Source organism: Meiothermus taiwanensis WR-220 (assembly GCF_003568585.1).
GTDB lineage: Bacteria > Deinococcota > Deinococci > Deinococcales > Thermaceae > Meiothermus > Meiothermus taiwanensis.
This window is the reverse complement of the sequence record NZ_CP021130.1, coordinates 2,406,551-2,432,312: the sequence shown is the minus strand read 5'-3', so window position 1 is coordinate 2,432,312 and position 25,762 is coordinate 2,406,551. Positions and strand designations below refer to the sequence as shown.

The 25,762-nt window shown below is 63.8% G+C and carries 25 protein-coding genes; 2 read left to right on the top strand and 23 right to left on the bottom strand.

Translation table 11 applies throughout. The features are described from left to right. Positions 1-9 precede the first annotated feature (9 nt). The 8 genes from MTAI_RS11960 to MTAI_RS11925 all read right to left on the bottom strand — a co-directional run bounded on the left by MTAI_RS11960 (position 10) and on the right by MTAI_RS11925 (position 8,389). Positions 10-1,260, bottom strand: coding sequence for a glycerate kinase type-2 family protein (locus MTAI_RS11960; RefSeq protein WP_027887050.1), 1,251 nt, complete (start codon positions 1,258-1,260; stop codon positions 10-12). A 32-nt stretch (positions 1,261-1,292) separates the two neighbouring features. Further along, positions 1,293-2,570 (bottom strand): glycolate oxidase subunit GlcF, encoded by a 1,278-nt coding sequence (glcF, locus tag MTAI_RS11955; protein ID WP_027887051.1) that lies wholly within the window; start codon positions 2,568-2,570, stop codon positions 1,293-1,295. A 17-nt stretch (positions 2,571-2,587) separates the two neighbouring features. After that, complete coding sequence (locus tag MTAI_RS11950) at positions 2,588-3,658, bottom strand: FAD-binding protein (protein ID WP_027887052.1); 1,071 nt, start codon at positions 3,656-3,658, stop codon at positions 2,588-2,590. Between the two features lie 6 nt (positions 3,659-3,664). Next, entirely contained in the window at positions 3,665-5,104 is a 1,440-nt protein-coding gene (locus tag MTAI_RS11945) for an FAD-linked oxidase C-terminal domain-containing protein (protein WP_027887053.1), read from the bottom strand. A gap of 464 nt (positions 5,105-5,568) precedes the next feature. Then, a complete protein-coding gene (locus tag MTAI_RS11940; protein ID WP_027887054.1) occupies positions 5,569-6,246 on the bottom strand; it encodes a queuosine precursor transporter in 678 nt (225 codons plus the stop codon). Between the two features lie 10 nt (positions 6,247-6,256). Beyond that, positions 6,257-6,787 carry a hypoxanthine phosphoribosyltransferase gene (gene hpt / locus MTAI_RS11935; RefSeq protein WP_027887055.1) on the bottom strand — a complete coding sequence of 177 codons (531 nt, stop codon included), beginning with the start codon at positions 6,785-6,787 and terminating at the stop codon, positions 6,257-6,259. Further along, a complete protein-coding gene (locus MTAI_RS11930) occupies positions 6,693-7,550 on the bottom strand; it encodes a pseudouridine synthase (RefSeq protein WP_036196880.1) in 858 nt (285 codons plus the stop codon). Before MTAI_RS11930 ends, hpt begins: the two co-directional genes overlap by 95 nt. 32 nt (positions 7,551-7,582) lie before the next feature. Then, positions 7,583-8,389: an enoyl-CoA hydratase/isomerase family protein gene (locus MTAI_RS11925; RefSeq protein WP_027887057.1), complete on the bottom strand. Its 807-nt coding sequence runs from the start codon at positions 8,387-8,389 to the stop codon at positions 7,583-7,585. Positions 8,390-8,453: 64 nt separating this feature from the next. Here MTAI_RS11925 and truB point away from each other — a divergent pair, with 64 nt between their 5' ends. Beyond that, the gene (gene truB, locus MTAI_RS11920; protein ID WP_027887058.1) at positions 8,454-9,383 is read left to right on the top strand and encodes a tRNA pseudouridine(55) synthase TruB; all 930 of its coding nucleotides are present in this window, start codon (positions 8,454-8,456) and stop codon (positions 9,381-9,383) included. 3 nt (positions 9,384-9,386) lie between these two features. Here truB and MTAI_RS11915 read toward each other — a convergent pair whose 3' ends face one another. After that, positions 9,387-9,836 (bottom strand): Lrp/AsnC family transcriptional regulator, encoded by a 450-nt coding sequence (locus MTAI_RS11915; protein WP_027887059.1) that lies wholly within the window; start codon positions 9,834-9,836, stop codon positions 9,387-9,389. Positions 9,837-9,945: 109 nt separating this feature from the next. Between MTAI_RS11915 and ald the strand changes: the two genes are divergently transcribed. Beyond that, a complete protein-coding gene (gene ald / locus MTAI_RS11910) occupies positions 9,946-11,049 on the top strand; it encodes an alanine dehydrogenase (RefSeq protein ID WP_027887060.1) in 1,104 nt (367 codons plus the stop codon). Here ald and MTAI_RS11905 read toward each other — a convergent pair. From MTAI_RS11905 to MTAI_RS11840, 14 genes are all read right to left on the bottom strand, one after another. After that, positions 11,033-12,085, bottom strand: coding sequence for a 3-dehydroquinate synthase (locus MTAI_RS11905; RefSeq protein WP_027887061.1), 1,053 nt, complete (start codon positions 12,083-12,085; stop codon positions 11,033-11,035). The two genes, ald and MTAI_RS11905, sit on opposite strands and share 17 nt — an antisense overlap. Beyond that, the gene (locus MTAI_RS11900; RefSeq protein ID WP_027887062.1) at positions 12,066-12,611 is read right to left on the bottom strand and encodes a shikimate kinase; all 546 of its coding nucleotides are present in this window, start codon (positions 12,609-12,611) and stop codon (positions 12,066-12,068) included. Before MTAI_RS11900 ends, MTAI_RS11905 begins: the two co-directional genes overlap by 20 nt. 84 nt (positions 12,612-12,695) lie before the next feature. Continuing rightward, entirely contained in the window at positions 12,696-13,847 is a 1,152-nt protein-coding gene (aroC, locus tag MTAI_RS11895; RefSeq protein ID WP_027887063.1) for a chorismate synthase, read from the bottom strand. 88 nt (positions 13,848-13,935) lie between these two features. Beyond that, complete coding sequence (locus tag MTAI_RS11890) at positions 13,936-15,459, bottom strand: secretin N-terminal domain-containing protein (protein WP_027887064.1); 1,524 nt, start codon at positions 15,457-15,459, stop codon at positions 13,936-13,938. 9 nt (positions 15,460-15,468) lie between these two features. Continuing rightward, positions 15,469-15,873, bottom strand: a complete 405-nt coding sequence (locus MTAI_RS11885; RefSeq protein ID WP_245453117.1) for a hypothetical protein — start codon at positions 15,871-15,873, stop codon at positions 15,469-15,471. Positions 15,874-15,915: 42 nt separating this feature from the next. After that, complete coding sequence (locus MTAI_RS11880) at positions 15,916-16,722, bottom strand: IS5 family transposase (protein WP_119342530.1); 807 nt, start codon at positions 16,720-16,722, stop codon at positions 15,916-15,918. Between the two features lie 3 nt (positions 16,723-16,725). Next, entirely contained in the window at positions 16,726-17,364 is a 639-nt protein-coding gene (locus MTAI_RS11875; RefSeq protein WP_245453116.1) for a hypothetical protein, read from the bottom strand. Continuing rightward, positions 17,361-17,957: a type IV pilus inner membrane component PilO gene (locus MTAI_RS11870; protein ID WP_027887066.1), complete on the bottom strand. Its 597-nt coding sequence runs from the start codon at positions 17,955-17,957 to the stop codon at positions 17,361-17,363. The genes MTAI_RS11875 and MTAI_RS11870 overlap by 4 nt, the downstream gene beginning before the upstream one ends. A 1-nt stretch (position 17,958) precedes the next feature. Next, positions 17,959-18,624, bottom strand: a complete 666-nt coding sequence (locus tag MTAI_RS11865; RefSeq protein WP_027887067.1) for a hypothetical protein — start codon at positions 18,622-18,624, stop codon at positions 17,959-17,961. Further along, positions 18,617-19,753: a type IV pilus assembly protein PilM gene (pilM, locus tag MTAI_RS11860; RefSeq protein ID WP_043983346.1), complete on the bottom strand. Its 1,137-nt coding sequence runs from the start codon at positions 19,751-19,753 to the stop codon at positions 18,617-18,619. Before pilM ends, MTAI_RS11865 begins: the two co-directional genes overlap by 8 nt. A gap of 189 nt (positions 19,754-19,942) precedes the next feature. Continuing rightward, the gene (locus MTAI_RS11855; protein ID WP_027888850.1) at positions 19,943-20,950 is read right to left on the bottom strand and encodes an isocitrate/isopropylmalate dehydrogenase family protein; all 1,008 of its coding nucleotides are present in this window, start codon (positions 20,948-20,950) and stop codon (positions 19,943-19,945) included. Positions 20,951-21,249: 299 nt separating this feature from the next. Then, positions 21,250-22,713 (bottom strand): lyase family protein, encoded by a 1,464-nt coding sequence (locus MTAI_RS11850; RefSeq protein ID WP_036197546.1) that lies wholly within the window; start codon positions 22,711-22,713, stop codon positions 21,250-21,252. Between the two features lie 60 nt (positions 22,714-22,773). After that, positions 22,774-24,882: a GGDEF domain-containing protein gene (locus tag MTAI_RS11845; protein WP_245392028.1), complete on the bottom strand. Its 2,109-nt coding sequence runs from the start codon at positions 24,880-24,882 to the stop codon at positions 22,774-22,776. A 166-nt stretch (positions 24,883-25,048) separates the two neighbouring features. After that, positions 25,049-25,762 carry a type I CRISPR-associated protein Cas7 gene (locus tag MTAI_RS11840; protein ID WP_027888847.1) on the bottom strand — a complete coding sequence of 238 codons (714 nt, stop codon included), beginning with the start codon at positions 25,760-25,762 and terminating at the stop codon, positions 25,049-25,051.

Sequence of the window (25,762 nt, the reverse complement as noted above, 5' to 3'; positions counted from 1 at the left end):
CAGCGCGGTCTACTCCACCACCAGTGCCCGAAAATCGTTGAGGTTGTGGGCGGTCTCGCCGGTGATGAGCAGATCCCCCAGGGCCTGGAAAAACCCGTGCGCGTTGTTGTCGTGTAGCAGGGCCTTGAGATCGAGGCCCAACCCCTGGGCTTTGTGCCAGGTGTCGGGTGCCAGGATGGCGCCCGCTGCGGGGGTGTTGCCATCAATGCCGTCGGAGTCGGCGGCCAATGCCCAAACGCCCTCCTTGCCCAAGTAAAAACCCAGCCAGCCCAGAAACTCCTGGTTGCGCCCCCCCTGGCCCGACCCGCGCACCGTGACGCTGGCCTCGCCGCCGGAGAGCAGCACCACCGGGGGGCGGAAGGGCTGCCCGTGGGCGCGGATGCTCTGCACCAGGTTGGCGTGAAAGCGGGCGAGCTCGCGGGCCTCGCCCTGGAAGCGGTCGGAGAGGATGACCGCCGGGTAGCCCTGGGCCTGCCAGAAGCGCTGGGCGGCCTCGAGCAGAACCTGGTTGCTGCCAATCAGCCGGTTCTCCACCCGCTGGAAGAGGGCCTCGCCCGGCTTGGGCGACTCGGGCAGGACACCCTTTGCGCCTTGCTCCAGGTGGGCCCGTACCTCGGGGAAGTCCAGGCCGTACTTGTCGAGCACCGCCAGGGCCAGGGCGAAGGTGGTCTCGTCGGGGACGGTGGGGCCCGAGGCAATCGCCGAGAGGTCGTCGCCCGGCACGTCGGAGAGGTACAGCGCCCGGATGCGGGCCGGGGTGGCCGCGGCCAGCCGCCCCCCCTTGAGGGCCGAGACGTGCTTTCGCACCGCATTGATCTCCTGAATCTCGGCCCCCGAGCGCAGCAGGGCCTGGGTCAGGGCCTGTTTGGTGGGCAGGTCAATCCCCCAGGGCGCACACAAAAGCGCGCTGCCGCCCCCCGAGACCAGGAGCAGCAGAAGATCGCTGGCTTGCAAACGCGAGACTGCCTGGAGGATGATCTGCGCGGCCCGCACGCTCTGCTCGTCGGGCACGGGGTGGCGGGCCGGTAGGATCTGACCATGTTCTGCTTGCGGCCAGTCCCGGCCCGCCTCGGCCTTGGGCACCGCTATAAAGGGAACCTGGGGGAACCGCTCCCGGGCGGCCTCCAGCATGCTCATGGCCGCTTTCCCCACCGAAACGATCAGGGCTGGCACCTCCTCCGGTAGGTGCTGGGCGGTGAGGCGGGCGGGGTGGGTTTGCTCAAGGGCCTGCCGGAAGCTGGCGATGAGCAGCTCGCGCATAGGGGGCATTTTATCCGGGGTGCAGGCTTGCTTTAACGGCCTGGAAGGATGGGGCTTTGGCGGTAGGCCCGATCCAGGAGCTCGAGGGTGTGCAGCACCGGAATCTCCCGGCCCAGCTTGCGCAGGTGGCTTTGGATCTGGGTGAAGCAGCCGATGTTGCCGGTGACCACCAGCTCCGCGCCGCTGGCGATGATGTTGCGGGCTTTGCGCTCGCCCAGGGTGGCGGCAATCTGGGGCTGCTCGAGGTTGTAGGTACCCGCCGAGCCACAGCAAAGCTCGCCCTCGGGAATCTCGAGGAGCTCGAGGCCCGGAATGCTTCTGAGCAGCCGGCGCGGTTCGGCCCGCACCTGCTGGGCGTGGGCCAGGTGGCAGGCATCGTGGTAGGCCACCTTGAGGGGCCGCGAAAGCGGGGGCACAGCTTTCAAGCCCAGCTCGGCCAGGAAAACCGCGATGTCCTTGACCCTGGCCGCCAGTGCCTGGGCCTTTTCTTGTTCCGGTTCGCCGTGGAAGAGCAGGGGATACTCCTTGAGGCCCGAGCCGCAGCCGGCGGCGTTGGTGATGATCGCGTCGTACTCACCGGCGAAGGCCTCGAGGTTGGTCCGGGCAAAGCGCAGGGCCCTCTCTCGCTCGCCGGTGTGCATGGCTAAGGCCCCGCAGCAGCCCTGGCCTTTGGGGATGACCACCTCCACCCCGTTATGGGCCAGCACCCGCAGGGTGGCGTGGTTGAAGCCAGGCTGCAAGACCTGCTGGGCGCAGCCGGCCAGAAAGGCCACCCGGGCCCGCTTTTCCCCCTCGGCGGGAACCAGCTCGGGCAGGGGCTCGGCCTTGGGCAGTTGGTTGGGGAGCAGCTCGAGCGGGGCTTGCAACAGGGGCGGCAGGAGCGGCTTGAGGGGCTGGCCCAGCCGGCCCAGGGCGACCGCTGCGCGGAAGCGTGCGGGGTAGGGGAGGGTTTCCTGAAGGCCGATGCGGAAGAGCCTCTGGAAAGGGGAGCGGTGGCGCTTTGTCTCGCTCCAGGCCCGGTAGGTGGTGATGAGTTCGCCATAGGGCACGCCGCTGGGGCAGGCGGTGACGCAGCCCTGGCAGCCCAGGCACTTGTCGAGGTAGGGCTGGGCCTCCTCCAGGTTCAGGTTGCCCTCCAGCACCTCTTTCATCAGAAAAATGCGCCCCCTGGGGGAGTCCATCTCCTCGCCCAGCACCTGGTAGGTGGGACAGGCCGGCAGGCAGAAGCCGCAGTGCACGCAGGCCTCGATGGCGTGGGCCATGATTTCGCCCTGGGGGCCGAGCTTTTCCACATCAATTTTGTGCTGCATAGGGTTTCCTGGGCTTACTAGGGTGGAGTGGGGCTAAACCGGCCTTGAGGGTCGAGGGCGGCGGCCACCCGCCGGCCGAAGGTATGCTCCAAGTCTATTCCAATCCGGGCCTGATGCGTAGGGCCCTTTAGAACCAGACCCGATAAGTTCTGAAGCCGTAACAGGGCATCCAACCGGGCGGGTTCGTGGTTCCAGGCCAGGTACAGGAGATGGCCCGCGCTCATGTACCGGCGGGGGGCGCTGCCCAGGGCCTGCTCCAAAGCGGGGATCTGCCGGGGGGTGAGGGCTACTTTGACCAGGTGGCCCTCGCCCAGCTCGAGCCGCTTCAGGTTGCGCCAGTACTGGGCCTCGGCCTCGCCCTCCAGGAGGTCGCCGGCCCTGCCCACAAAGGCCCTAAGCCGCTCCAGCCGGGCCGGGAGGGCTTCGGGCAGGCCCCCCAGGCGCAGGGTCAGGGTGGCGGGGGGCACCAGGTCGAGGGCATAAAGCTCGATGGGGGAGCCCGCCAGCCGGTAGAGGGCCTCGAGGGCCTCTTCCAGCCTGGGGAAGGCCACCTGCAGGGTGGCGGTGGCCTTGGGGTAGGGGAAGACCTTGAAGGCCAGCTCGGTGAGAAGGCCCAGCCGCCCCAGGCTGCCCACCATCAGCTTGGGCAGGTCAAAACCGGCGGCGTTCTTGACCACCTTGCCACCGGCCCGCACCAGCTGGCCCTCGCCATCCACAAACTGCACCCCCAGGATGAAGTCCCGCACCCCCCCGTAGCGCTGCCGCATGGGGCCGGAAAGCCCCGCTGCCACCGTTCCTCCCAGGGTGGCCCCCTGCTCGGCCAGCGGGGGGTCGAAGGGCAGGTACTGCCCGTGCTGGGCCAGGAGCTCTTCCACCTGGGCCAGGGGGGTTCCGGCTTTAGCCACCAGCACGTACTCGCCAGGGTCGTACTCCACCACCCCCGAGAGGCCCTTCATCTCCAGGACGGTCTGGCCTTCCGCGGGCGTGGAAAGGGCCGGTTTGCTCCCGCCCCCGCGGGCCAGCACCCGGCGGTGGGCGCGCACGGCCTCCTGAACCTCGGCGGGGCTGGTGGGATGGAGCACGGTCATGGCAGGCTACTCCCTGGAAATAATACCGGCCCGCTCCAGGGGGTGGGGCCCGGCCTGGTGCAGAGCGGGGGCCTCGCCGCCGGGGAACATCTTGCCGCGGTTGGAAAGCTCAAAGGGATCCAAGGCCCGGCGGATGCGCCGCATGGCCTCCAGGTCGGCCTCGGAGAACATCTCGGGCATGTAGGCTTTTTTCTCCATGCCCACCCCGTGCTCGCCGGTGATGGAGCCGCCCAGGGCCACGCACAGGCGCAGGATCTCCCCCGCCAGCTCCTCGGCCCGCTCGAGCTCCCCCGGCACCCGCCCGTTGTACAGGATCAGGGGGTGCAGGTTGCCGTCGCCGGCGTGAAAGACGTTGGCCACCCGCAGGCCATAGCGCGCCGAGAGCCGCTCGATCTCCGAGAGGGCCTGGCCCAGCCTGGAGCGGGGCACCACCCCGTCCTGCACGATGTAATCGGGCGAGAGCCGCCCCACCGCCGAGAAGGCGGCCTTGCGCCCTTTCCAGATCTTCAGGCGTTCCTCGGCACTCTGGGCCACCCGCACCTCGTAGGCCCCCGAGCGCCGGATGACCTCGTCCAGGTAGCGGGCCTCGGCCTCCACCTGGGGTGCCTCGCCCTCGAGCTCCACAATCAACAGGGCCCGGGCCTCCCTTGGATAACCAGCCCTGACTGCGGCCTCGGCGGCCTCGATGGCCAGCGAGTCCATAATCTCCATGGCACCCGGCAGAAGCCCGGAGGCCACCACCGCGGCCACCGCCTCACCGGCTTTTTCCAGTGCGTCGTAGGCGGCCAGCACGGTGTGATAGGTCTCGGGTTTGGGTAAAAGGCGCAGGGTGATCTCGGTGGCAATGCCCAAAAGCCCCTCGCTGCCCACAAAGAGGCCCAGCCAGTCGGGGCCGGTGTTTTCCAGGCTTTCGCTGCCCAGCACCACGGTCTCGCCGTCGGGCAGCACCACCTTGGCCCCAAGCACGTGGTTGGAGGTCATGCCGTACTTGAGGCAGTGGGCCCCGCCCGAGTTAAAAGCCAGGTTCCCGCCAATGGTCGAGACCGGCTGGGAGGAGGGGTCGGGGGCATAGTAAAGGCCGTAGGGGGCGGCAGCGTTCGAGACCTGCAGGTTGATAAAGCCCGGCTCCACCACCGCGATGCGTTCCTGCGGATCCAGCCGCAGCAGTTTGTTCATTCTGTTGAGGCCAATCAAAAGCCCGCCATCAATCGGTAGCGAGCCCCCCGAAAGGCTGGTGCCGGAGCCCCGGGCCACATAGGGTATCCGGTGCCTGGCGCACCAGCGCACCGCCTGCACCACCTCCTCGTGGCTCTCGGGCAGCACCACCGCCAGGGGCCGGGCCCGGAAGGCCGTAAGGGCGTCGGATTCGTAGGGCACCAGCTCACCCGGCTTGTGCAACAAGCGCCCCGGCGGAAAAAACCTGCCCAACTCCTCTAGAAGGGTCATGCTTCCCAATTCTCACTCGAGCTCTCGCCCGAGTGCAACATTAGGGACGAGCGGGGGCAGATCCAGGCAGTGGTAAGTTTCAATCCTCACTCGAGCTCTCGCCCGAGTGCAACTTTATCAGCCAACCGAGAGCGAGCTTTCAACCCCCGGGTTTCAATCCTCACTCGAGCTCTCGCCCGAGTGCAACCGGATACGTCCTTCCGGGTTTGTCCCGGCTGTGGCTCGTTTCAATCCTCACTCGAGCTCTCGCCCGAGTGCAACCTCTGGATGCCCTGGCCGCATCGCTCAAGGCCCACATGTTTCAATCCTCACTCGAGCTCTCGCCCGAGTGCAGGGTGGGGGAAGGTAAAGGAAAAGCGGGTTTTCAATGTCCCCTGGCCGATTTCTCGGCTTGCGCGAACCCCCCTGGGTTTTGGCACCTGCTTGGGGTTCGCGCATTCTACCAGATATGCGGGGCTAGTTGCTTAGCGGAACGCAAAGGGGTTGAAACGGGTGTCGCGGTCGTAATAGTCTTCGTTTTCGGCGCGCTTTAGGAATCCCACCACGGCGTAAGTAAGGGGTGTAAAAAGCACCTCTATGCCAACTTTGAAGATGTAGTTCGAAACAAACACCGTCCAGAGCAGGCTGTTGTCCCAGATGCCATAAAAGGCCACCAGCAGGAAGATGGCGGTGTCCAGGCCCTGTCCTACCAGGGTAGAGCCGATGGTGCGCAAGGCCAAAAAGCGCCCCTGGGTGGCTACCTTAAGCCGCGCCAGAATATAGCTGTTGGCAAACTCACCCACCCAGTAGGCCACCAGGCTCGCCAGCACGATGCGCGGCACCAGACCCAGGATGGTAGAGAAAGCCTCGGCCGACTTTTGACTAAACTCATCGGTGGGTGTGGGCAGTGCGCTCACAAGGCCAAAGGTGAGGGCAGAAAGCAGTAATAGGAAGAAACCAGTCCAGATCACCCGGCGGCTTCTTTTGTAGCCGTAAACCTCGGTGAGTACATCGCCAAAGATATAGGCCAGGGGGAACAGCAGGGTGCCCCCGTCAAAGGTAAAAGGGCCAAAAAGCACCACTTTGGTCGAGGCGACGTTGGAGACCACCAACACCACTACGAAAAGGGCTGTGATGAGATCGAGATAACGATAGCTTTTCATACGGCTCATGCTATGCCTGTGAGGTGATGAAGGGTAGGTTGCGGTCGAACTGGCTACGGTCGAGGCCATAGCCATACACGAAGGCATCTTCGATTTCAAAGCCCAGGTAGTGAATGGGCACTTCAATCTGACGGCGGGAGGGTTTGGAGAGCAAAGCGGCAATTTTGAGCGAGGCGGGCTGGCGGGCCTCCAGCATCCGCAGCAGGTAGTTGATGGTAATGCCGGTGTCCACAATGTCCTCAACCACAATCACATGCCGGCCTGCAATCGGGAGGCGCAGGTCTTTTATGAGCTCCACCTCGCCGCTGGTTTTCTGGCTGTCGCCGTACGAAGAAACCGCCAGAAAGTCCATGGTTAAGGGCATGTCAATGGCCCGCACCAGGTCGGCCATAAAGATAAACGCACCGTTTAGGACGCAAATTAGATGGGGTTCCTGGCCCTGGTAATCAAGCCTTATTTGTTCGCCCAGCTCGCGTATGCGCCTGGAGATTTGAGCCTCGCTTATCTGTACTTTGCCGTTGCCGGGTCGAAAGACGTCCACTGTTAGATTCTACGGTACTCTTTTGAGGTCGTACACCGGCTTGGGCTGTGGGTTTTTGAATTGGGGATTGAGGCTGGGCACTGGCGTATAGCAGCTTAATTTCATCGGGGGTAAGGTAGCGCCACTCGCCGGCCTCGAGCTCCCCCAGCTCAATCGGCCCCACTGCAAGCCTGACCAGCCTTTCCACCGGATACCCTACCTTGCTCAGCATCCGGCGCACCTCGCGCTTGCGTCCTTCGGTCAGTACCAGCTTAACCCCATTCTTGGCCGGGTGGGCCTCGAGGGCCTGGGCCGGCCCATCCCCCAGCATCACCCCCTGCACCAGTTGCTGGCAGGCTTTGACGCTAACCCGACCGTTTTTGCACCAGGCCCGGTAGAGCTTGGGCACCTGGTTGCGGGGATGGGTGAGCAGTTGGGTGAGGTGACCATCGTTGGTAAGCAACAGCAGCCCTTCGGTGTCCTTGTCCAGCCGCCCGACCGCATGCAGGCCGGGGTGCTTGGGAACCAGCTCATAGACGATTTTCTCCGCGTGTTCGTCCTCGTGCGTGGTGGTGTAGCCCCTGGGCTTGTGCAGGGCGATCACCACCTTTTTTTGCGGCAGCCGCACCCGCTCGCCGTCGAGATGCACGATATCGCCGGGCTGAACGACCGCTCCAATGCTGGCCACCTGCTGATTGATGGTGACCCTTCCCGCGCGGATTAAGTCCTCGGCTTTGCGGCGGCTGGCGATACCGGCGCGGGCTAAAAATTGCTGTAGACGCATACCCACCATATTACTGGCCGGGCCAGCGTGTTTTATATGGGCGATTTCTTCTGGAAGTGGGGCGGGCGCTTTTCGCGCAGCGAGCGCAGCCCTTCCTGGGCATCGGGGCCCAGAAAGCCCATAAACTCGAGGGCCAACGAGGTGTCGAAACTGGGCCCCATCATGCGCAGCCAGTTGTTGAGGGCGTACTTGGTGAAGCGGATGGCCGCAGCGGCGCCCTGGGCCAGCCGGGTGGCAATTCTGAGGGCCTCGTTGTAAACCTCGCCGTCTTCCACACAGCGCGATACCAGCCCAATGCGCTCGGCTTCCTCTCCGGTGAGCGGCTCGTTCAACAAAAGGTGGTACTTGGCCTTGCTCATACCGCACAGCAAGGGCCAGATCAGCACCGAGTGATCGCCAGCGGCCACCCCCAGCCGCACGTGCCCGTCCACGATGCGGGCGGTTTTCCCAGCCACGCTGATATCGGCCAGCAGCGCCACGGCCAGCCCGGCCCCTACCGCCGGCCCTTCGATGGCCGACACGATGGGCTTGGCGCAGTTCACCACCCCGTACACCAGGTCGCGGGCCTCCTTCCAGACCCGTAGCAGGGCCTCGTAATCCCGCATCATCTCCTCGATCATCTCGAAGTCGCCGCCGCTGCTAAAGGCCCCGCCCTCGCCCCGCACCAGCACCGCCCCGATGTTTTCATCGGCATCGATATCCCGCCAGACATAGGCCAGCTCGCGGTGCATCTGGCTATCGGCGGCATTGAGCCGGCCTGGGTTGGAGAGGATGACCTCGAGCACCCCCTCGCTGGGTTCGGCAAACCTCAGACGCTGGTAGCGTTGTCGCCAGTTCATGCTAAGAGTTTACGCAAAACCCCGACTAGCCGCGCCGGCTTATTTATGGGTACAATCCGCTGGCATGGCCCTGTTCGCCGTGAACAAACCGCTGGGGCGCACCTCGCACGACGTGGTGGATATGGCCCGTAAGCTGCTCGGCACGCGCCGGGTGGGTCACACCGGAACCCTCGACCCCCTGGCCACGGGCGTTCTGATCCTCGCCACAGAGGCCTCCACCAAGCTGGTGCCTTTTTTGTCCGCAGAAGAAAAAGAGTACATCGCCTGGGTTTCTTTTGGCGTCACCACCGCAACCCTCGATGCCGAAGGGCCGGTGCTGGGCCCCGATACAGGCCATCCAAGCCAGCGCGAGATTGAAGCAGCCCTGCCCTGGTTTTTGCAGCTGACCGAGCAGACCCCACCGGCCTACTCAGCGGTGAAGGTGGGGGGGGTCAAGGCCTACGAGGCGGCCCGCAAGGGGCAGGCCCTCGAGCTGACCCCCCGCCCGGTGGTCTACCGCGAGGTGAGCCTGCTGGCCTACGATCCCGCACCTGTACCGCACCGCATTGCCCCCTCGGCCACCGGCTGGCAGCTGGCCCCACGGGGTCGCCCGGTCGAACTGCCAAAGCCGCTGGGCGACTACCCCACCGCGGTGATTCGTCTGGTGGTGGGGCCCGGCACCTATGTGCGCTCCTTTGCCCGCGACCTGGGGCAGCGGCTGGGCACCCAGGCTTTTCTATCGGGGCTGGTGCGTACCCGGGTGGGTAGGATTGGCCTCGAGCAGGCCCAGGAGATCGAACGCCTGGAGGTGAGCAGAACCCTGGACGAGCTCGAGGCCCTTTCCTGCCCCAGCGTGGAACTCACACACGCCGAGGCCAAGCGGGTGATGGAGGGGGTTCCCCTGGCTATTCCGGCTAAGGGTCTGGTGGCCCTGGTGGGCCCCAAGCGCCGCCTGGTGGCTATCGCCGAGGGCGACGGCTTCAAGCTGCGCATCAAGCGGGTGTTCAAGACGTAGCGGTCAGCCCACCTCAAAGATTTCCTTGATGATGGGCTGTGAGAGCACCACCGAGGTGCGGGTGCTGCCGTAAAAACCAAGCTGCTGAATAAGCTCCTGTAGCTGCTCCACCGAGGCGGTCATCACCTTGGCTACAAACGACGACTCACCGGTGACGAAGTAGCACTCCCGCACCGCGGGGGTGGCCTGGGCAAACTCGAGCATCTGCTGGTAGCGGTGCGGCGGGGTGGCCACCTCGATCAGCGCGGTGATGGTGTAGCCAAGGGCCCCTGGGTTGATCCGGGCCCCGTAGCCCGCGATAACGCCGGCGTCCTCGAGGCGGCGCACCCGCTCGGTGACGGCCGGGGTCGAGAGCCCCACCCGGCGGCCCAGCTCGCTGAAGGAGAGCCGCCCGTCGCGTTGTAGCTCGTTCAGAATGGCGATGTTGAATTTGTCTAAAAGTTTGGAAAGCATAAGGCCTATTATGCCTTAAAAAGTTCAGGCAAATCTGGTATTTGTCCTTAACTTCTTACTTTCTTTTGCGCCTTGGGCGTTCTAGGCTTGGGAAAAACGGGAGGTTGTTATGGTGATTGGTGTTCCCAAGGAGATCAAGACGCTCGAGAACCGCGTGGCCCTCACGCCGGGCGGGGTGACCAGCCTGGTGCGGCGTGGGCATAAGGTGCTGGTGCAGCAGGGGGCCGGGGTGGGCTCGGGCCTTTCCGATGCCGAGTACCAAAAGGCCGGGGCCGAGATCGTAAGCGCCCAGGAGGCCTGGGCCGCCGACCTGGTGGTCAAGGTCAAGGAGCCCATTGCCGAGGAGTACCAGTATCTGCGCAAGGGCCTGATTCTTTTTACCTACCTGCATCTGGCCGCCGATGAGCCGCTTACCAAGGCCTTGCTGGCTGGGGGTACGACCGCCATTGCCTACGAAACGGTGCAGCTCGAGGACGGTTCCCTGCCCCTGCTCACCCCCATGAGCGAGGTGGCCGGGCGCATGGCCCCGCAGGTGGGGGCGGCGGCCCTGGAGAAGCCCCACGGCGGGCGTGGGGTGCTGCTGGGGGGCGTGCCGGGGGTGGCCCCGGCCAGCGTGGTGATTCTTGGTGGCGGTATCGTGGGCACCAACGCAGCCAAAATTGCCCTGGGCATGGGTGCGCAGGTGACCATTCTGGACGTAAGCAAAGCCCGTATGCAGTATCTCGACGACGTGTTTGGCGGTCGGGTGATCACCCTTGCTTCCACCGAGGCCAATGTGGCGGCCTCCATCCGCCATGCCGACCTGTTGATTGGGGCGGTGTTGATTCCGGGGGCCAAGGCACCCAAGCTGGTTACCCGCGAGATGCTCTCCACCATGAAGGAAGGGGCGGTGATTGTGGACGTGGCGGTGGATCAGGGGGGCTGTGTCGAGACCATTCGCCCCACCACCCATGCCGAGCCTACTTATGTGGTCGACGGGGTGGTGCACTACGGGGTGGCCAACATGCCGGGGGCGGTTCCGCGCACCTCCACCTTCGCCCTCACCAACCAGACCCTGCCCTACCTGCTCAAGCTGGCCGAGAAGGGCCTGGATGCGCTGCGGGAGGATGCCGCCCTGCTGCAGGGCCTCAACACCCACCAGGGCCGGCTGACCTGCCGGGGGGTGGCCGAGGCCTTTGGCCTGCCCTATCTCGAGCCTAAAGCGGTTTTGTAGGGCTGCGCTCGAGGGAAAGCAGCACCTCGAGGAATTCCTGGTAGCAGCGCACCAGCACCTCTTCTGATACGGGCTGAATCTCGAGCCGCCCCATGTCCATGGGTATGACCCAGTTAAGGGCCTGGCTCACCTTCTTCTTGTCGCGGCTGAGGAAAGGGGTAAGGTCTGCCCAGCTCAGGCGGGGGGGTGGCGGAGGGGAGAGCCACTGCAGGAGTTTTAGCACCTTGGGTACCAGATCCGCCCCGCCATGGGCCCGCCCCAGCAGGGCGGCGTAGAGCAGCCCGTAGGCCACCGCTACCCCGTGGGGTATGGCCCCGTGGGTGGCCCCCTCGAGGGCGTGGCCCAGGGTATGCCCCAGGTTGAGCTGGCGGCGCTCGTTCCGCTCGGTGGGGTCGGCCTCCACCACCCTTACCTTGACCATGACGGCGCGGGCCAGGTAGGGCTCGAGGCCCTCCCAATCGGGCGAGATCGGCGCCACATCAACCAGCAGCTCATCACCGGCAATGAGGCCGTGCTTAAAGGCCTCCACCAGCCCCTCCTTAAAGGTTTGGGGTGGGAGGGTGCGGAGGGTGCTGAGCTCGGCATACACCCCTGCCGGGGCGTGGAAGGCCCCGACCAGGTTTTTGCCCTCGGGCAGGTTAAGGCCGGTTTTGTTGCCCACCGAGGCGTCTACCATGGCCAGGGTGGTGGTGGGCAGGCTGATGTACTGGATCCCCCGCAGGTAGGTGGCCGCCACAAACCCGCCCAGGTCGGTCAGGCACCCCCCGCCCAGCACGTACAGGGTGGTGTTGCGCGGCAGGGCCTGCTGGGCCAGCCAGGACAGCACCCGGCCATAGCTGTGGAGACTTTTGGCCTCCTCGCCGCCGGGCAGCCCCAGACTGAATGGAATCTCCAGGCGGGCGGCCACCTGTTGGGCGTAATCCTGTACCGCCAGGTCGTAGAGGAGGGCCCGGGGGCCCGGGGCTTGGGGGAGCTCGAGCGCGAACCCCAGGTGAATCGGGTAGGGAACGGGGTGCCTAATCTCTAGTTTTTGCATAATCCCATAGCTGCTTGATAATCTCATTGACCGCCTCGGGAACGCGGCGGTTGTCTGTGGAGACGTGGAGGGTGGCCTGGCGATAAACGGCCTCACGTTCGGCCAAAAGCTGCTGGATGCGCTTGTAGGGATCGGGGTTGTCCAGCATGGGGCGCTGACCGGGGCGGCGGCTGATGCGCTCCAGGATGGTGGTAGGGCTGGCCCATAGCGCCACCACCGGCCCCCGCTGCAAGAGTTTTTGCCGATTCTCTGGGCTAACAAAGGTACCGCCCCCCAAGGAAAGCACCAAGAAATCTTTTTGGGTCAGCTCGTTTACCGCCTCAGCCTCGAGCTGCCGGAAGGTGGCTTCCCCTAAGTGGCGGAAGATATCGGCCACCGAGAGCCCCATTTGCCGTTCGATGTAGCGGTCGAGGTCAATGAAGTGCAGCATCAGCTCGCGGGCCAGCTCCCGCCCGATGCGGCTTTTGCCCACACCCATAAAGCCGGTCAGGGCTACCCAGGTAACGGGGCGTTCAATCTCGATCATAAAAGGGGATAGGGAAATGGGCCTCGGGGTGTGGTATGGACATCCCTCACCTGTTGGGGGCCGTCGGCTTTGGGGTTGCAGCGACTAATAGGCCAGCACCCGTTGCTTGTACCGCTCGACCCGTTCAACCAGCTCGTCCAGGGTGTCGCCACCGAATTTCTCCAGGTAGGCCTGGGCCAGCACGATGCCCACCAGGGCCTCCAGAATTACGCTGGCCGCCGGTGCTGCGGTCACATCGGAGCGCTCCCGGGCAGCATCGGCGGGCTGGTGTGTGACCACATCCACTGTGGGGAGGGGCTTCATCAGGGTGGCGATGGGTTTGAGCGCAGCCCGCACCACCAGCTCTTCTCCAGTGGTCATACCCGCCTCGGTGCCCCCGGAACGGTTGCTCTGGCGGTAATAGCCCCGGCCCTCTTCCCAGTAGATGGGGTCGTGAACCTGCGATCCCGGCTTCATGGCATTGCTAAAACCGGGGCCAATCTCCACCCCCTTAATGGCTGGAATGCTCATGACCATCTGGGCAATGCGTCCGTCGAGCTTGCGCTCCCAGTGCATCTGGGAGCCGAGCCCCATCACCAGCCCTTTGAAGCGGGCTTCAATGATGCCGCCCAGGGTATCGCCGGCGGCCTTGGCCTCGTCTATGCGGCGGATCACCTCGGCCTCGGCCTGGGGGTCGGTCATCCGTACCGGGCTGGCCTCGATGCGCTCCTTGAGACTCCAGTCGAAGGGAACCTGGCTCCAGACCCCGGCCATCCCATCCACGAACGAGGCGCTTTCCACCCCAAAAAACGAGAGCAGCTTATGGGCGATGGCCCCGATGGCCACCCGCATGGCGGTTTCGCGCGCCGAGGCCCGCTCGAGCACATCCCGCAAGTCTTTGTGACCGTACTTAACCCCTCCGGCCAGGTCGGCGTGGCCGGGCCGGGCGGCCGTAAGGGCTTTTTTGCGCGGTTCGTTGCCGGGAGCCGGATCCATGATCTCGACCCAGTTGCGGTAGTCGGAGTTTTTGATGACCAGGGTCACCGGTGCGCCGGTGGTACGACCGGCCCGCACACCGCTCATAAACTCCACAGTGTCGGTCTCGATGACCATCCGCCGCCCGCGCCCATACCCGCCCTGGCGCTTCTTAAGCCAGGGGTTGATGTCTTCAACGGTCAGGGGGAGCTGGCTGGGCAGGCCCTCCACAATGCCAGTGAGCTGGGGCCCGTGGGATTCTCCAGCAGTCAGAAAACGCATGAACAGAATCTAGCATAACCGCGGCCAAGTCCAAAACCGCCATATAAAAAAGCCGGGACAGGGCCCGGCTGCTAGAGGCTATCGGGGCTCAGCGCTGGGCCGAGTCCTTGACGATGTTACCGGTGATGATCACGATCAGCTCATCGTCCTTGACGCTCGAGGTGCGCTGTTTGAAAAGTTCACCCAGCAAGGGAATGTCGCCGAGGAGGGGGATTTTGTTCTCGGAGGTATCGGTGACTTTTTGCACGAGGCCCCCCAGCACCACGGTCTGGCCGTCGCGGATGCGGAGCTTGGAGAGGGTGGTCTGTTGGGGGATACGGATGCTGCCGGCGGGGCCATCGGCCGGGTCGCCGCCGGTCTGGGTGAAGACCTCGAGCAGGATGTTGCCATCCGCCGAGATTTGCGGGCGCACCCGCACCAGCAGGCCGTAATCGAACTCCCGCACCGTGACCTGATCGGCGATGGTAATGGGAATGAGCAGCCGGCCTCCCACCTTGATCTCCGCGCCCTTGGCCCCGGTGGCCCGCAGGTCGGAGGTATCGGCGCCGTAGTTGTCCTCCACCAGAACGTTGGCATCGCTCAGGCGGCGGGAAAGCTGCTGCTTTTCCAGGGCGTCCAGCACCGCCCGGATGTTAAGGGAAGCCAGGCTGCGGGTGGCATCAAAAATCAGATTGAGACCGGTGGAGAGGAAGCTGGCGATCAGGTTGCCCCCTGAGACGGTCTCCCACTTGATACCCAGGTTGCGAATGACCTCACCCGAAACCGCCTGCACCCGGATTTGCAGCTGCACCTGCTGCACGGGCCGATCCAGGCTGGGAATCAGGCGTTCGGCCAGAGCAATCTGCTCGGCGGTGCCGGTAACGATCAGGGTATTGGTGCGGGGCTCGGCCACCACCGTCACCTGCGGTGCCGGCTGGGCCTGCCCCTGCCCTTGGGCCGGGGCGGCCTGGCCCTGGGCCTGGGCTGTGATGGCCTTGCCCAGCACATCGGCCAGTTCGGCGGCGCGGGCGTGTGAGAGCGCGAACGACTTTTGCACCACCGGTATGGCCGCTGTGGTGGCCCTGGGTACATCGATGCGCTGCAGGAAGTTCAGGGCGTCGTTTACAGCCCGGGACGGGCCGCTGATGGAGAGCACATTCTGTCCGGGTACGGCCCGCACGGTAACCCCTGGCACCTCCTGCTGAACAAAAGTAGCCAGGGCTGCCGGGTCGCCCGAGCGCACCTGGTAGAACTCACGCGCTACAGGCTCGCTGGTTTGGGCAGGCTGGGCGGTCTGGCCGCGGGCCCGATCCACCACTTCCTTGGGCCCCACGACAATTACGTTGTTCTCGAGCAAAGCGTAGGTGATGCGACCATCGCCGTAGGTGTTGATGAGCAGGTCCCAGACCTGCCGGAAGGGTTTTTGGTCGATATCGGCTGTAACGTTGACGTTGGGAATGTCGCGCAGGATGGGGGAGAGCCCCACGCTGCGGGCCAGTGCGTCTAGCAGGGCCGGTAGAGGCAGGTTGGTACCGATGTTGCTGACCGGTTGGTCGAAGCGGGCATCCCTGGGCAAAGTACCCTGGGCCAGCGCCAGACTCAACACCACTAAAAGAGCAATCAAACGCTTCATATTCACCGCCTAGGGATTGTCCATCGTCAGGTTCAGGGTTTCCGAACCTTGTACCAAGAGGGCTTCTTTTGCGCTCAGGCTTTTGAGCAGCACATCGCTACCGGGAAGGGTGCGGCCCACCGGCAGCACCGTAAAACCGTCCTTGCTCTGGAAGATGGCTACGCTGGTTGGCCCCAGCACCACCCCCGAGAGCTTGAGATTTTGCTCGCGCACGAAGCGGGCCAGGCTGCTTTCCTGGGTGGTTTCCTGTGCACGGGCCAGGCTGCTTTTGGGCTCGAGCACCTGGGTGAGCCGGGCGTCGATCTCGGCCCGTGCGAACTCGAGGCTGCTGCTGCTGGCGCCGCTGGTGGGCTGGACGTCCAGGGCTGCTGCGGCTGTGGTGGAAGCGCCTGTGCTGCTCAGCTCCCGTTCCAAAGGGGTGAGGCGAATGGGAAGCGCACCCGACCCTAGAGCCTGCTAACTAGCTGTTCGTAAAAGCTCCACAGTTTTCGCTGTCATCAGAATCGAAAAAGCCAACCAGTGCCAACCTCGCAAGGTCTCAGCCAGCCGCTCATAGTCTCGCGCCAGCCTGCGAAACCGGGATGTCCAGGCAAACGAACGTTCCACCACCCAACGCTTCGGCAGCAGCACGAATCCTCGTTTGGCCCCTTCCACCTTGACCACACACAGGGCGATGCCTTCCGCCTCTGCCGCTTGTGCCGCTTCCTCCCCAGTGTAACCCTGATCCACAAAGGCCACTTCCACCTGCTCCCCCGTCACTTCCTGCACCTGTTGACTGAGGGCTCCCACCTGGGCCCGTTCCTGTTCACTGGCCGCCGTTACTACCAGGGCCAGCAGATGCCCCAGGGTATCTACCGCCAGGTGAACTTTGCTTCCCTTGCGTCGTTTGTACCCATCGTATCCGGCCCGCTCCCCACTTTGCGGGGTGGACTGTAGGGTGCGAGCATCGTAGATGGCAGCGCTGGGATGGGCGGCTTTGCCCTGGAGCATTCGCAGGGTCATGCGCAGGTCGTGTACCAGGTCTTCGAAGACCCCCCGGTTCATCCAGCGGTAGGCTTGCGCCTGAACGATATGGGGGGGTGGGAAGTCGTGGGGCAGGTAGTCCCACTGAGCACCGGTTCGAACCATCCAGCGCAGGGCGTTGAACACTTCGCGCAGGTCGTACTTGCGCTGGGGTGCTTCCAGCGGGGCGAGGGTCAAATAGGGCAGCACCAGAGCCCATTCCTCATCACGGACGTCCGATGGGTAAGCACGGCGGTTCATGCTCTAAACATAACTGCAGTGCCTGATTTGGGTAAGGTGGTTTGTAGATTCTAGGTTGATGGTGGGTGGTAGGTTGGCGCGGGTGGTGCCCTGGGCCAGGCGGGGTTGTGTGGAAGGAGTGGAGGGGGCGACCGCGCTGGGGGTGGGCCGGGTGCCCGGCAGGCTGGGACGTGGCAGCGGGGTGGTGGGCTGCCGCACCTGTATCTGGGTGGTCTGGCTTGGGATGGGCTGCGGAGTTACCGGCGCGCTGACTGGACGGCTGGCGAGGGCCGGGGCTGGCGGGTTGGGCTGGGCCACAGCGGTCGGCGCCGTTTCGATGATCAGGGGTACAAAGGGGTTGGGCGGCACCGTTACCCGTGGCTGGGTGGTTGCAGCAGCGGCTGGCCTTTGATCCTGTTCCTGTGGTTGTTCTGTGCGGGGCGCCTCGGTAACCAGAAAGGGCACGGGAAGCACCTCGAGCGGCCGGGCGGTGGTCAGGGGAGCGCTGGGCTCCGGTGCGGGTGCTGGGGTGGGGGTCGCAGGCTGCTGGGCGGCCTGGTTGGGACGGAAGAAGCTGATGTACCAAGCGGCCACAGCCGCTACTAAGAGGGCTGCAACCAGCGCCACCTTGGCTCCCTGGGGCATGCGCTGGAGGAAGTTCATGGCTGACCTCCAGGCTGGCTGGGCTGACCCTGACCGGTGTATGTGTAGACCGTCATGGTCAGGCTGGTGTTGATGATGGGGTTGGTGGCCTGGGCTTCGGTGGCGGCAGCCCCGCTGCCACTAAGGGTAAGGTTGAGGCCTGAGACGGTGGCGAAGCGCTGCAGCCCCTCGAGGCTGCGCAAGAATACGTACAACTCGGGGAAGGGCGACTCAACCTGCAAGGCCAGGTTGGTGGCCCGCACATTGGCAACTCCCTGGTTGTCGCCAGGGCTGCGGCTCAGGGTGCGCAGCACCACCCCACTTTCCCGGGCGGTTTGCGCCAGGGAGCTCAACACCCGGCCGAGCTGTTCGGTGGGGGGTAGTTCACGCAAAAACTGCTGCCGTTCGGCATCCAGACGGGCGATGGTCTCGCGAAGCTGGGGCAAGGCGCGCTGGGCTGCACGGCCCCGGTCGCGCTCAACGGTCAGGCGATCCACCTCGGCCTGCAACTCGAGGATGCGCCCTTGGAGGGGCTGGGTCACAAAGAAGTACCACATCATGCCCAGCAACAAGGCGGCCACTATGGCAACGATGGCCCACTCACGCTGGCCCATTCTAGCGAGAAGGGCTACCACTATCTTCACCTCCCGATGTGTTGCTGGCCGTCTCCGAGGTTGGCCGAATCAGGCCGATGGTGGCCCCAAAGGTGTAAAGCTGCCGTTGCTGATCGAGGCTGGCGCTTTGGAAGTTAATGCCGAAGCGCGGTGAGGTCTCGAAGGCCTCAACGAAGCGAATCAGGGCGTTCTGGCCGATGGCTTCGCCCTGGAGGTTGAATTCCACGTTGACCGGTTTGCCGTCGTATAGACCGTTCTGTACGTTGCTTTGCACTTCTTGGGGTGTGAGAAGCTTGGTGCCGATGCTGCGCAGGGCCACCCCAAACCGGCGGCCTTCCCGTGGAATCTGATTGATGACCAGGGCCAGATTATCCGACCAGGGCACGAAGCGTTCGCGCAGTTGGTTGCGCACGGCCAGGAGCTGCTCGAGCTCGCGCTGTTGTTGATTGAGGCGGTTTTGCTCGGCGATGAAGGGGCGTAGCACATCCACCTCTACTTGGAGCTGGTCGCGCTGGTTCTCCAGTGCCTGAACCCGTGAGAGCGTAGAGAGATGGAGAAAGGCCACCGTCCCCAGCACCGCGAGCACCACCGCCACAGCGGCCAGGCGCCACCAGCCGGGCTCAACCCGACGGCGCAGGTTCTTGGGCAGGAGGTTGAGTTTAATCAAGCGGATTCACCCCCCGTAGGGCCAGGCCCACCGGTACCGTAAACTCGGGTGCCAAACTGCGCAGGTACTCCAGATCGAAGCGGCTTTTGTCGATTTGGAGACCCTGCCAGGGGTCGGCGGTTTCCAGTGGGATGCCCAGCGTATCAGACAAAAGCGGCACCAGGCTTCTCAGTTTGCTACCCCCTCCGGCCACAAAGCCCTGATCCACCCCCAGGTCGCCCACCTGAACCCGGAAGAACTCCAGGCTTCGGCGCAGCTCGGTGGTCAGCTCGACCAGCACCGGGCGGATGGCATCGTACATACGGGCTGGATTGAAGCGCTCGCGCTCGGCGTCGAAGTCGAGGAGCAGGTCTTCGTCTTCGGTGGGGATGGTGGCCAGGCCGTAGTTTTTCTTGGCATCTTCGGCGGCTACCACGTCGATGTTGAATGCCTTTGAGATGGCAGCGGTGAAGTCCTTGCCGGATAGGTTGATAACGCGGTTCAGGAGCAGCCGCTCGCCGCGGGTCAGAACCAGGGCCGAGGATTCGGCCCCGATCTCGAGGAAGAGGGTGATGGGTTCGCGGTCGGTGGATACCAGACGGGCGGCCAGGGTGCGCAGACCGGCAAATGGCTTAACGTCTATCACCAGGGGTTCCAGCCCCGCGGCTTTGAGGGCCTCGACCAGGCTGGCCACGGTCTCTTGCCGGGCAGCCCCTACCACCACGTCCATCTGTTCGCCGTCGGGTATGGACTCATAAGCGTCGAGGGGTGCGTAATCCAGCACCACCTCGTCAATTGGGAAGGGTATATAACGCTCAGCCTCCCAGCGTACGGCTTCCTCCATCTGCTTGATGGGCATCTTGGGCACCTGCAAGGTGCGGGTGATAACCGCCAGGTTGCTGGCCGCGGTTACCACATAGCGCTTGCGGGTGCGCATCTCAGCCAGCATTTCCTTGATGACGTCGGTCAGAGCGCCCGGTTCGATGATCGAACCCTCCTGGATCACCCCTGGTGGGGTGGGCCTGATGCTTAGGTTCTTCAGGCTGGGGGGGGTTCCGGACAGCTCGACCATTTTGATGTTGGCCGATCCGATCTCGAGGCCGAGCGCCTCGATTCTGGGTCTCAGCAACCCGCCAAAGAAATCACGCACGCTGCCCCCTTTCCCACATGAATCTCAAACTAGCTGTAAGTATAGCACGATAAATCTGCGCTGCAGCGGTCATGTTGACCACTCTAGCCCAGGCCTTAACCTTTGGGCCGTGCATTTGCACATCCAATCTTAATGCTCCTCGCCTAAGGAGTTGGGCGCAAGGGGGCCGGGCAAGGGGCTGGCGGTTGCCTAGAGAGCCCGGGCCACGGCCTCGGCGAACTGGAGGGTGGTGGCGTTGCCCCCCAGGTCGGGGGTGCGGGGGCCCTCTTGGAGCACCTTATCCACAGCGGCTTCTACCCGGCGGGCGGTTTCGTGTTCGCCCAGATGATCCAGCATCATCACGCCTGAGAGGATGGTGGCCGCTGGGTTGGCAATGCCCTTTCCGGCGATATCCGGTGCGCTGCCGTGCACCGGCTCAAACACAGCGTGCTTGATGCCAATATTGCCGCTGGCCGCGATGCCCAGGCCGCCCACCAGCCCGGCGGTGAGATCGGAGATGATATCGCCGAACAGGTTGGTGGTCACGATCACGTCGAAGCGCTCGGGGTTGCGCACGAGCTGCATGGCGCAGTTATCGATGATGATGTCTTGGGTTTTGACCTCCGGGAAGCGGGCCGCTTCGGCCAGCACGGTGTTCATGAACAGGCCCTGGGTCATGGGTAGCACGTTGGCTTTGTGCGCCACATGGAGCTGCTTGCGGGGGCGGCTGGCCGCCAGCCGGGCGGCGTACTCGCCGATGCGCGCGCTGGCTTTGCGGGTAATGACCGTATCGGCAATGGCGATCTCGCCCTCGAGGTAGCTACGTTCCTGCTCTACATAAAGCCCCTCGGTATTCTCGCGCACCACGATCAGGTCGACCCCTGGCCTCGAGCCCGGCACAGGGTGGTGTTTGGCCGGGCGCACGTTGGCGAACAGATCTAGTTTGCGCCGCATGTAGCGGATGGCTCCGAAGAAGCCCGGTACTTTTTTGGTGGGGCTGGTGGCTGCACCGAAGAGGGTGGCATCGGTATGAGTAACGGCCTCGAGGGTGGCCTCGGGCACCGAGGTGCCTATTCGCTCGAAGGTCTCCCAACCGGCCTGGGCCTCGACGAACTCAAACTTGAGTCCGGTGGCCTCCAGTACCAGCCTGGCGGCTGGAATTACCTCGTGACCGATGCCGTCGCCCTCAATTAAGCAGATTCTGTAGGTTTTGCTCACAATATCACCCCGGTTATTTTATAACCTGCCCCGGCCCCTTCTGATACCAGATTCGGTTAGTTCGTCGCCGAATGGTGGCGAACTAACCCGGCCGCAGTTATCCGCGTAGCGGAGGGCGATACCGCCCCTTGGAAGGGAGTGCTCTAGGATTCAATAAAGATAATCTTCAAACGAAAAGCATTCAGCGGCTATCTTGTTGCATCCAAGGGCACAACCCTCGCCACGCTCGGCGAAACCATAGGGCCTGGAAGCCACGCTGCCCTGAAGCGTTCGATCTGCACCGGAGGCTTGCAGCCGGCTCAGGCTCGGTAGGATTGAACCGGACTGGGTGGATGTGCGCCGCCCAGCAGGCTTAAAGGCTCCTGGGCCAGGGTGCGCAGGGCCTTGCGGCGGCGGCTTTTGAGCTCCTTGAGCTCCAGGCGCTCGAGCTTGAGTCGGTTGAGGGCGTAGTCCAGATAGACCGCCTGGGCCTCGGGGGCGGCCCCGCCCAGCACCTTACGCCGGGCTATAAAGCGCTCAGGCTCCAGGGCCTGCAACAGCTCGGGGTCGCCAAACCCCAGGTGGCTTTGCAGATCATCCAGGCCCAGCTCGGCCACGGTGCGGCCTTTGCTGCTCAATTCGCGCAGCATGCCCTGCACCTTGGGGTAGGCCTCGGCCAGCGAAAGGCGCTTTCCGGCTACCAGCACATCCACCAGCTCGGAGGCCAGGACGCTGCGGTCGCGCAGGCCCTGGGCCAGCACCTCGGGCACAAAGCGGCTTTCCTGCAGGGCCACCCGCAGAAGGGCCACGGCCCCCTCGGCCGCATAGAACAGGTTGTAAAGGGGCTCGAGCACCCCCGGCCCGTGGTCGTTGACGTCGCCAAAGGGGGTGCTGTAGTTGAGGTGGCCCAGGGTGGTGGGGCCGCCCATCAGCTCGGCCAGAAAGCCCCGCACGTGCTCCAGCACCACCGGGTTGACCTTCTGCGGCATGATCGAGGAGCCCTGGCTGATTTTTTCGGCCACCAGGAACCCCCCCTGCTCGGCCCAGAACAACAGGTCGGCCACCAGGCGCGAGAGGCTGGTGGCCATACCCGCCAGGGCGTAGGCGATCTCCAGGGCCCAGTCGCCGGCGGCGATGGCGTCGTAGGTGTGCTCGAGGGTGCCCCCAAACCCCAGCCACTGGGCTAAGGCCTTGCGGTCTACCGGGTAGGGGCTGCCGGCCAGGGTTGAGGCCCCCAGCGGGCACTTGTCGGTGGTCTGGAAGGCTGCGCGCAGCCGCTGGTAGTCGCGTGAGAGCAGGTTTTCCACCCCGGTCAGGTAGTGCCCCAGGGTGGTGGGCTGGGCCGGGCGGTGGTGGGTATAGGCTGTGAGAAGGGTCTGGCGGTGGTTCTGGCCCAGGCCCAGCAGTTCCCGCCTTAGATCCGATAGCGAGGTCAAAACCCGCAGCAGCCGCTCGCAGGCATAGGCGCGGAACACCGTCAGGTCGAGGTCGTTGCGGGAGAGGCCCCGGCGCAGTGCGCTGGCAACCTCGGCGCCAAAGCGCTCGCGCAGGTAGAAGTCTATGGTAAAAAACACATCCTCGAGCTGCCCACTAAAGCCCGGAATGGGATCCTTGCGGAGCTGGCTGAGGGCCCAGGCGGCCTCCTTGGCCTCCACAATACCAAGCTTGCCCAGGCCCAGGGCATAGGCCGTGAGGGCATCGAAAAAATGATCGCCTAGGTGCTCTTTGGCGAAGCGAAAATGTCTTTGTAATACCCAGCGACGGTACAGGTTGTGCCAACGCATGTTGTTCACCCTGCTTCCAGCCTACACCCGGCCCAGCCGTAGGGGGTGTGCTCTATAAACTCAGGGTATCGCCAAACTCAGAGTTTTGTATGAAGCCGGGTTGTCCTGGCTCAAAACGCTAACGCCCTGGGCTTTGGCGGCATACATCCGCTGATCGGCTAGGTGAAGGAGGTTTTCTTTGCTGGTGCCATCCTGTGGATAGACCGCCAGCCCGATGTTGACCCCTAAAGGTATCCCCCCGATGCGGATGGCTTGAATGGCTTTGGCATAGCGCCGGGCCACATGTATGGCACGATCGGTCGTGGTGCGGGGCAGAATAGCAGCAAACTCATCCCCGCCCAGGCGGAACAGACCATCGCTCTTGCGGCTCGTTTTCTGGAGGGCCTGGGCCACCTGCACCAGGGCTTCGTCGCCAGAGGCGTGTCCCAGTTGGTCGTTAATGGTTTTGAAACCTTGCAGATCCAACACAAGCAGTGCAAATGCTTGCTGATACCGCCTCGAGCGGGCCAGTTCCTCATCGAAAAACTTGTTGAAAGCCCGGCGGTTGGCCAGGCCGGTGAGCGCATCGCTCAAGGCGGCCTCTGCAAGGCTCTGGCGGGTGTGTGCCTGATGCAGCAGGGCTGCAACCGGGGTTGCGAAGAAGCGGGCGACCTCCAGAGAGTCCGAACCAAACGCCCAGGGGTCGTGAAAGTTGTCCAGGTTGAGCAAAGCCAGCACGCTGCCCTGATACAGCACCGGGACGGCCAGGTTGGACTGAATGCACCTGGTATGGGCGATCAGGTTCGTCTGCCCTGAAGAGCTGCTGGCGCTGCGCTCCTGGATGGAGGCCTGTTCGCTGGAGAGGAGGCGCGGCTCACCGGCATACCACCCTGCGGGGTGCTGGCCGTACCACTTGAGGTGGTCTTGCTCGCTAAAACTGAGGCCTTGCAGGCTTTCCAGGTCGTATCCAACCACAGCCTGGAAGTGGAAGCGTTCGCCCTTGCGCACCAACAGGCTGCCGGCCTCGGCACCCGGTATCAGCTCGACGGCTGAGGTTAGCACCTGCTGGTAGAGGCTCTCGGAGTCTTCCAGTGCAGCTTTGTGTGAGAGCTCGAGCACGCGCTCCAAGCGCTGCCGGGCGATGGCCCCCTCCAGTGCCAGACCTATCGATCGGCACGCCATAGCCAGCAAATCCTGTGTGCAGGGCAGCCAGGGGTATGGCTGGGGGTGGGCCAGCCCCAGCAGCACGCGGGCTCGAGGCCGATCGGAAACGCCAATGGGATGAACGGCAATGCTCTGTATCGAAAGGTTTTGCTCTAGCTGGTCGATAAAGATGGGCTGTCCAGTGCGGTAAACCGTCCAAAAGGGCCCCTGGCTATCGGATATGAGGGCCTGCCAGCAATCGTCTGGGGGCTGCTGTACATCAAGCCGGGCCAGGATGCGCATCCGGCTGCCCTGTTGTTGCAGGATAATTCCGTGCTGTATGCCCAACGCTGAGGTCAGCAGGGCCAGGGCCCGCTCGGCCAGCGCCGTAACCGAATCAGCCGCGACCAAAGAAATGGAGAGCTGGTGCATCAGATGGGCTTCGGCCTGCTCGATGATGGAGGTCAGGCGGCTGCTTGCGGCCTGGGCAAACTGCTCGAGGTAGTCTCGCGCTCGAGGCCCAAAAGCCCGGCGGCGTTTTAGACAGACCACGGCGGCCATCCTGTTGCGCTCGTACAGGGGAATGGCCGCACAGCTGTGAAGGGACTGCCCGCACCGCGTATACACCGCTGCACCCTGGGCGTGAGCTTGCATGGCTACCTGCTCGAGGGTCTCGGTTTCCCGTGGGTCGCTGATGTAATGCAGCCGCAATTCCCTGTGCTGAAGCCCCCATACCCCGACCTGCACGCCTAGGGGTTCGAGCAGCCTGGGTATGGCCGTTAGCAGCTGCTCGCGACGGTTGGCGGCCAGCAGGGCCTGCAAGGCGTGGGATAGCAAAGCAAGCTGATGGGGGGTTTCCTGCTGTTGTTGCAGTGCTTTTCGAACCCCCGCAGATATCAGGGCTGTGGCCCCCAGCGCCAATAAAACCCACAGGCTCGAGGCTGCCGATGGATGGTTGAGCCAGAAGTTAAGCGCCGCAAGAGCCAGCGCTGTAAAGAGGCTGGGCAACAGGCCATAGCCGGCCCCTAAAGCGCCTACTAGGAGCATGAATCCGAAGAGCTGAAAGATCTCTCCCCAACCGAGCACAGCTGCTCCCGCGGAGATCAGCAAGGCTGGGATTAGCAGACTCCTATACAGCCTTTTGCTGGTGTGGGGGTGGGGGTCGCTCGCGTGCTTGTGGGCGCGCAGACACACTCTGGGTTTCATAGCAACCTCAAACCAGGCGGGCTAAAAATACGTTTGGTATGGCCTCGAGGCGGCCTGGTGGTGGGGAGGAGATGCTGTAATTGGCGAACTGAGCAGCCTGGAATTTCAGGGCCGGGGTTTGTACCAGACCGAACAGCTCTTTCGCTGAAATAGGCTGGGCCTCGTGGCTAAAGATCCATAAACCCCGTATAGAGACCTCGACGGGCTGGCTCGAGGCATCCGAAACAAACACTTTAGACAGCCCCTTCCACAGCAACTGCAGGTCAGACGCACTTACGCCGTTGTGCAGCCCAGCGGTGGGGTGGTAGCACCCATGCATGCGGTACAGCCCGTAAGCGGTGCTGTGCCCCGCGGCAAGCGGAAAGATGGGGTCAATTGAGCGGGCCAGCGAGAAACGAACCGGGCTTGGCAGCAGGGTGCGCCCCGAGGGGTGTGCAGCGCCAAAGAGCCGTAGGTTGTAATACGCTTGGCATAAAGCCCGGCCCCCTTTGGTCGCATACACATGTTCGATGATGGGCCATTGGTCGAGCACTGGTAGCGATTCGTTGCGCTGGAAGTACTGGTTAAGCGCTTTTTTGATGGCCTCATCGGGCACCAGCCCGTAACGCACATCTCGCAAGAGCTGATGGGCGCTGCCCAGAAACGATAGATCCAGGGGATTGGCGTTTTTGATATCGAACAGCAGCACAAACTTGTGGTGCAGATCGGGGCGGTGAATCAT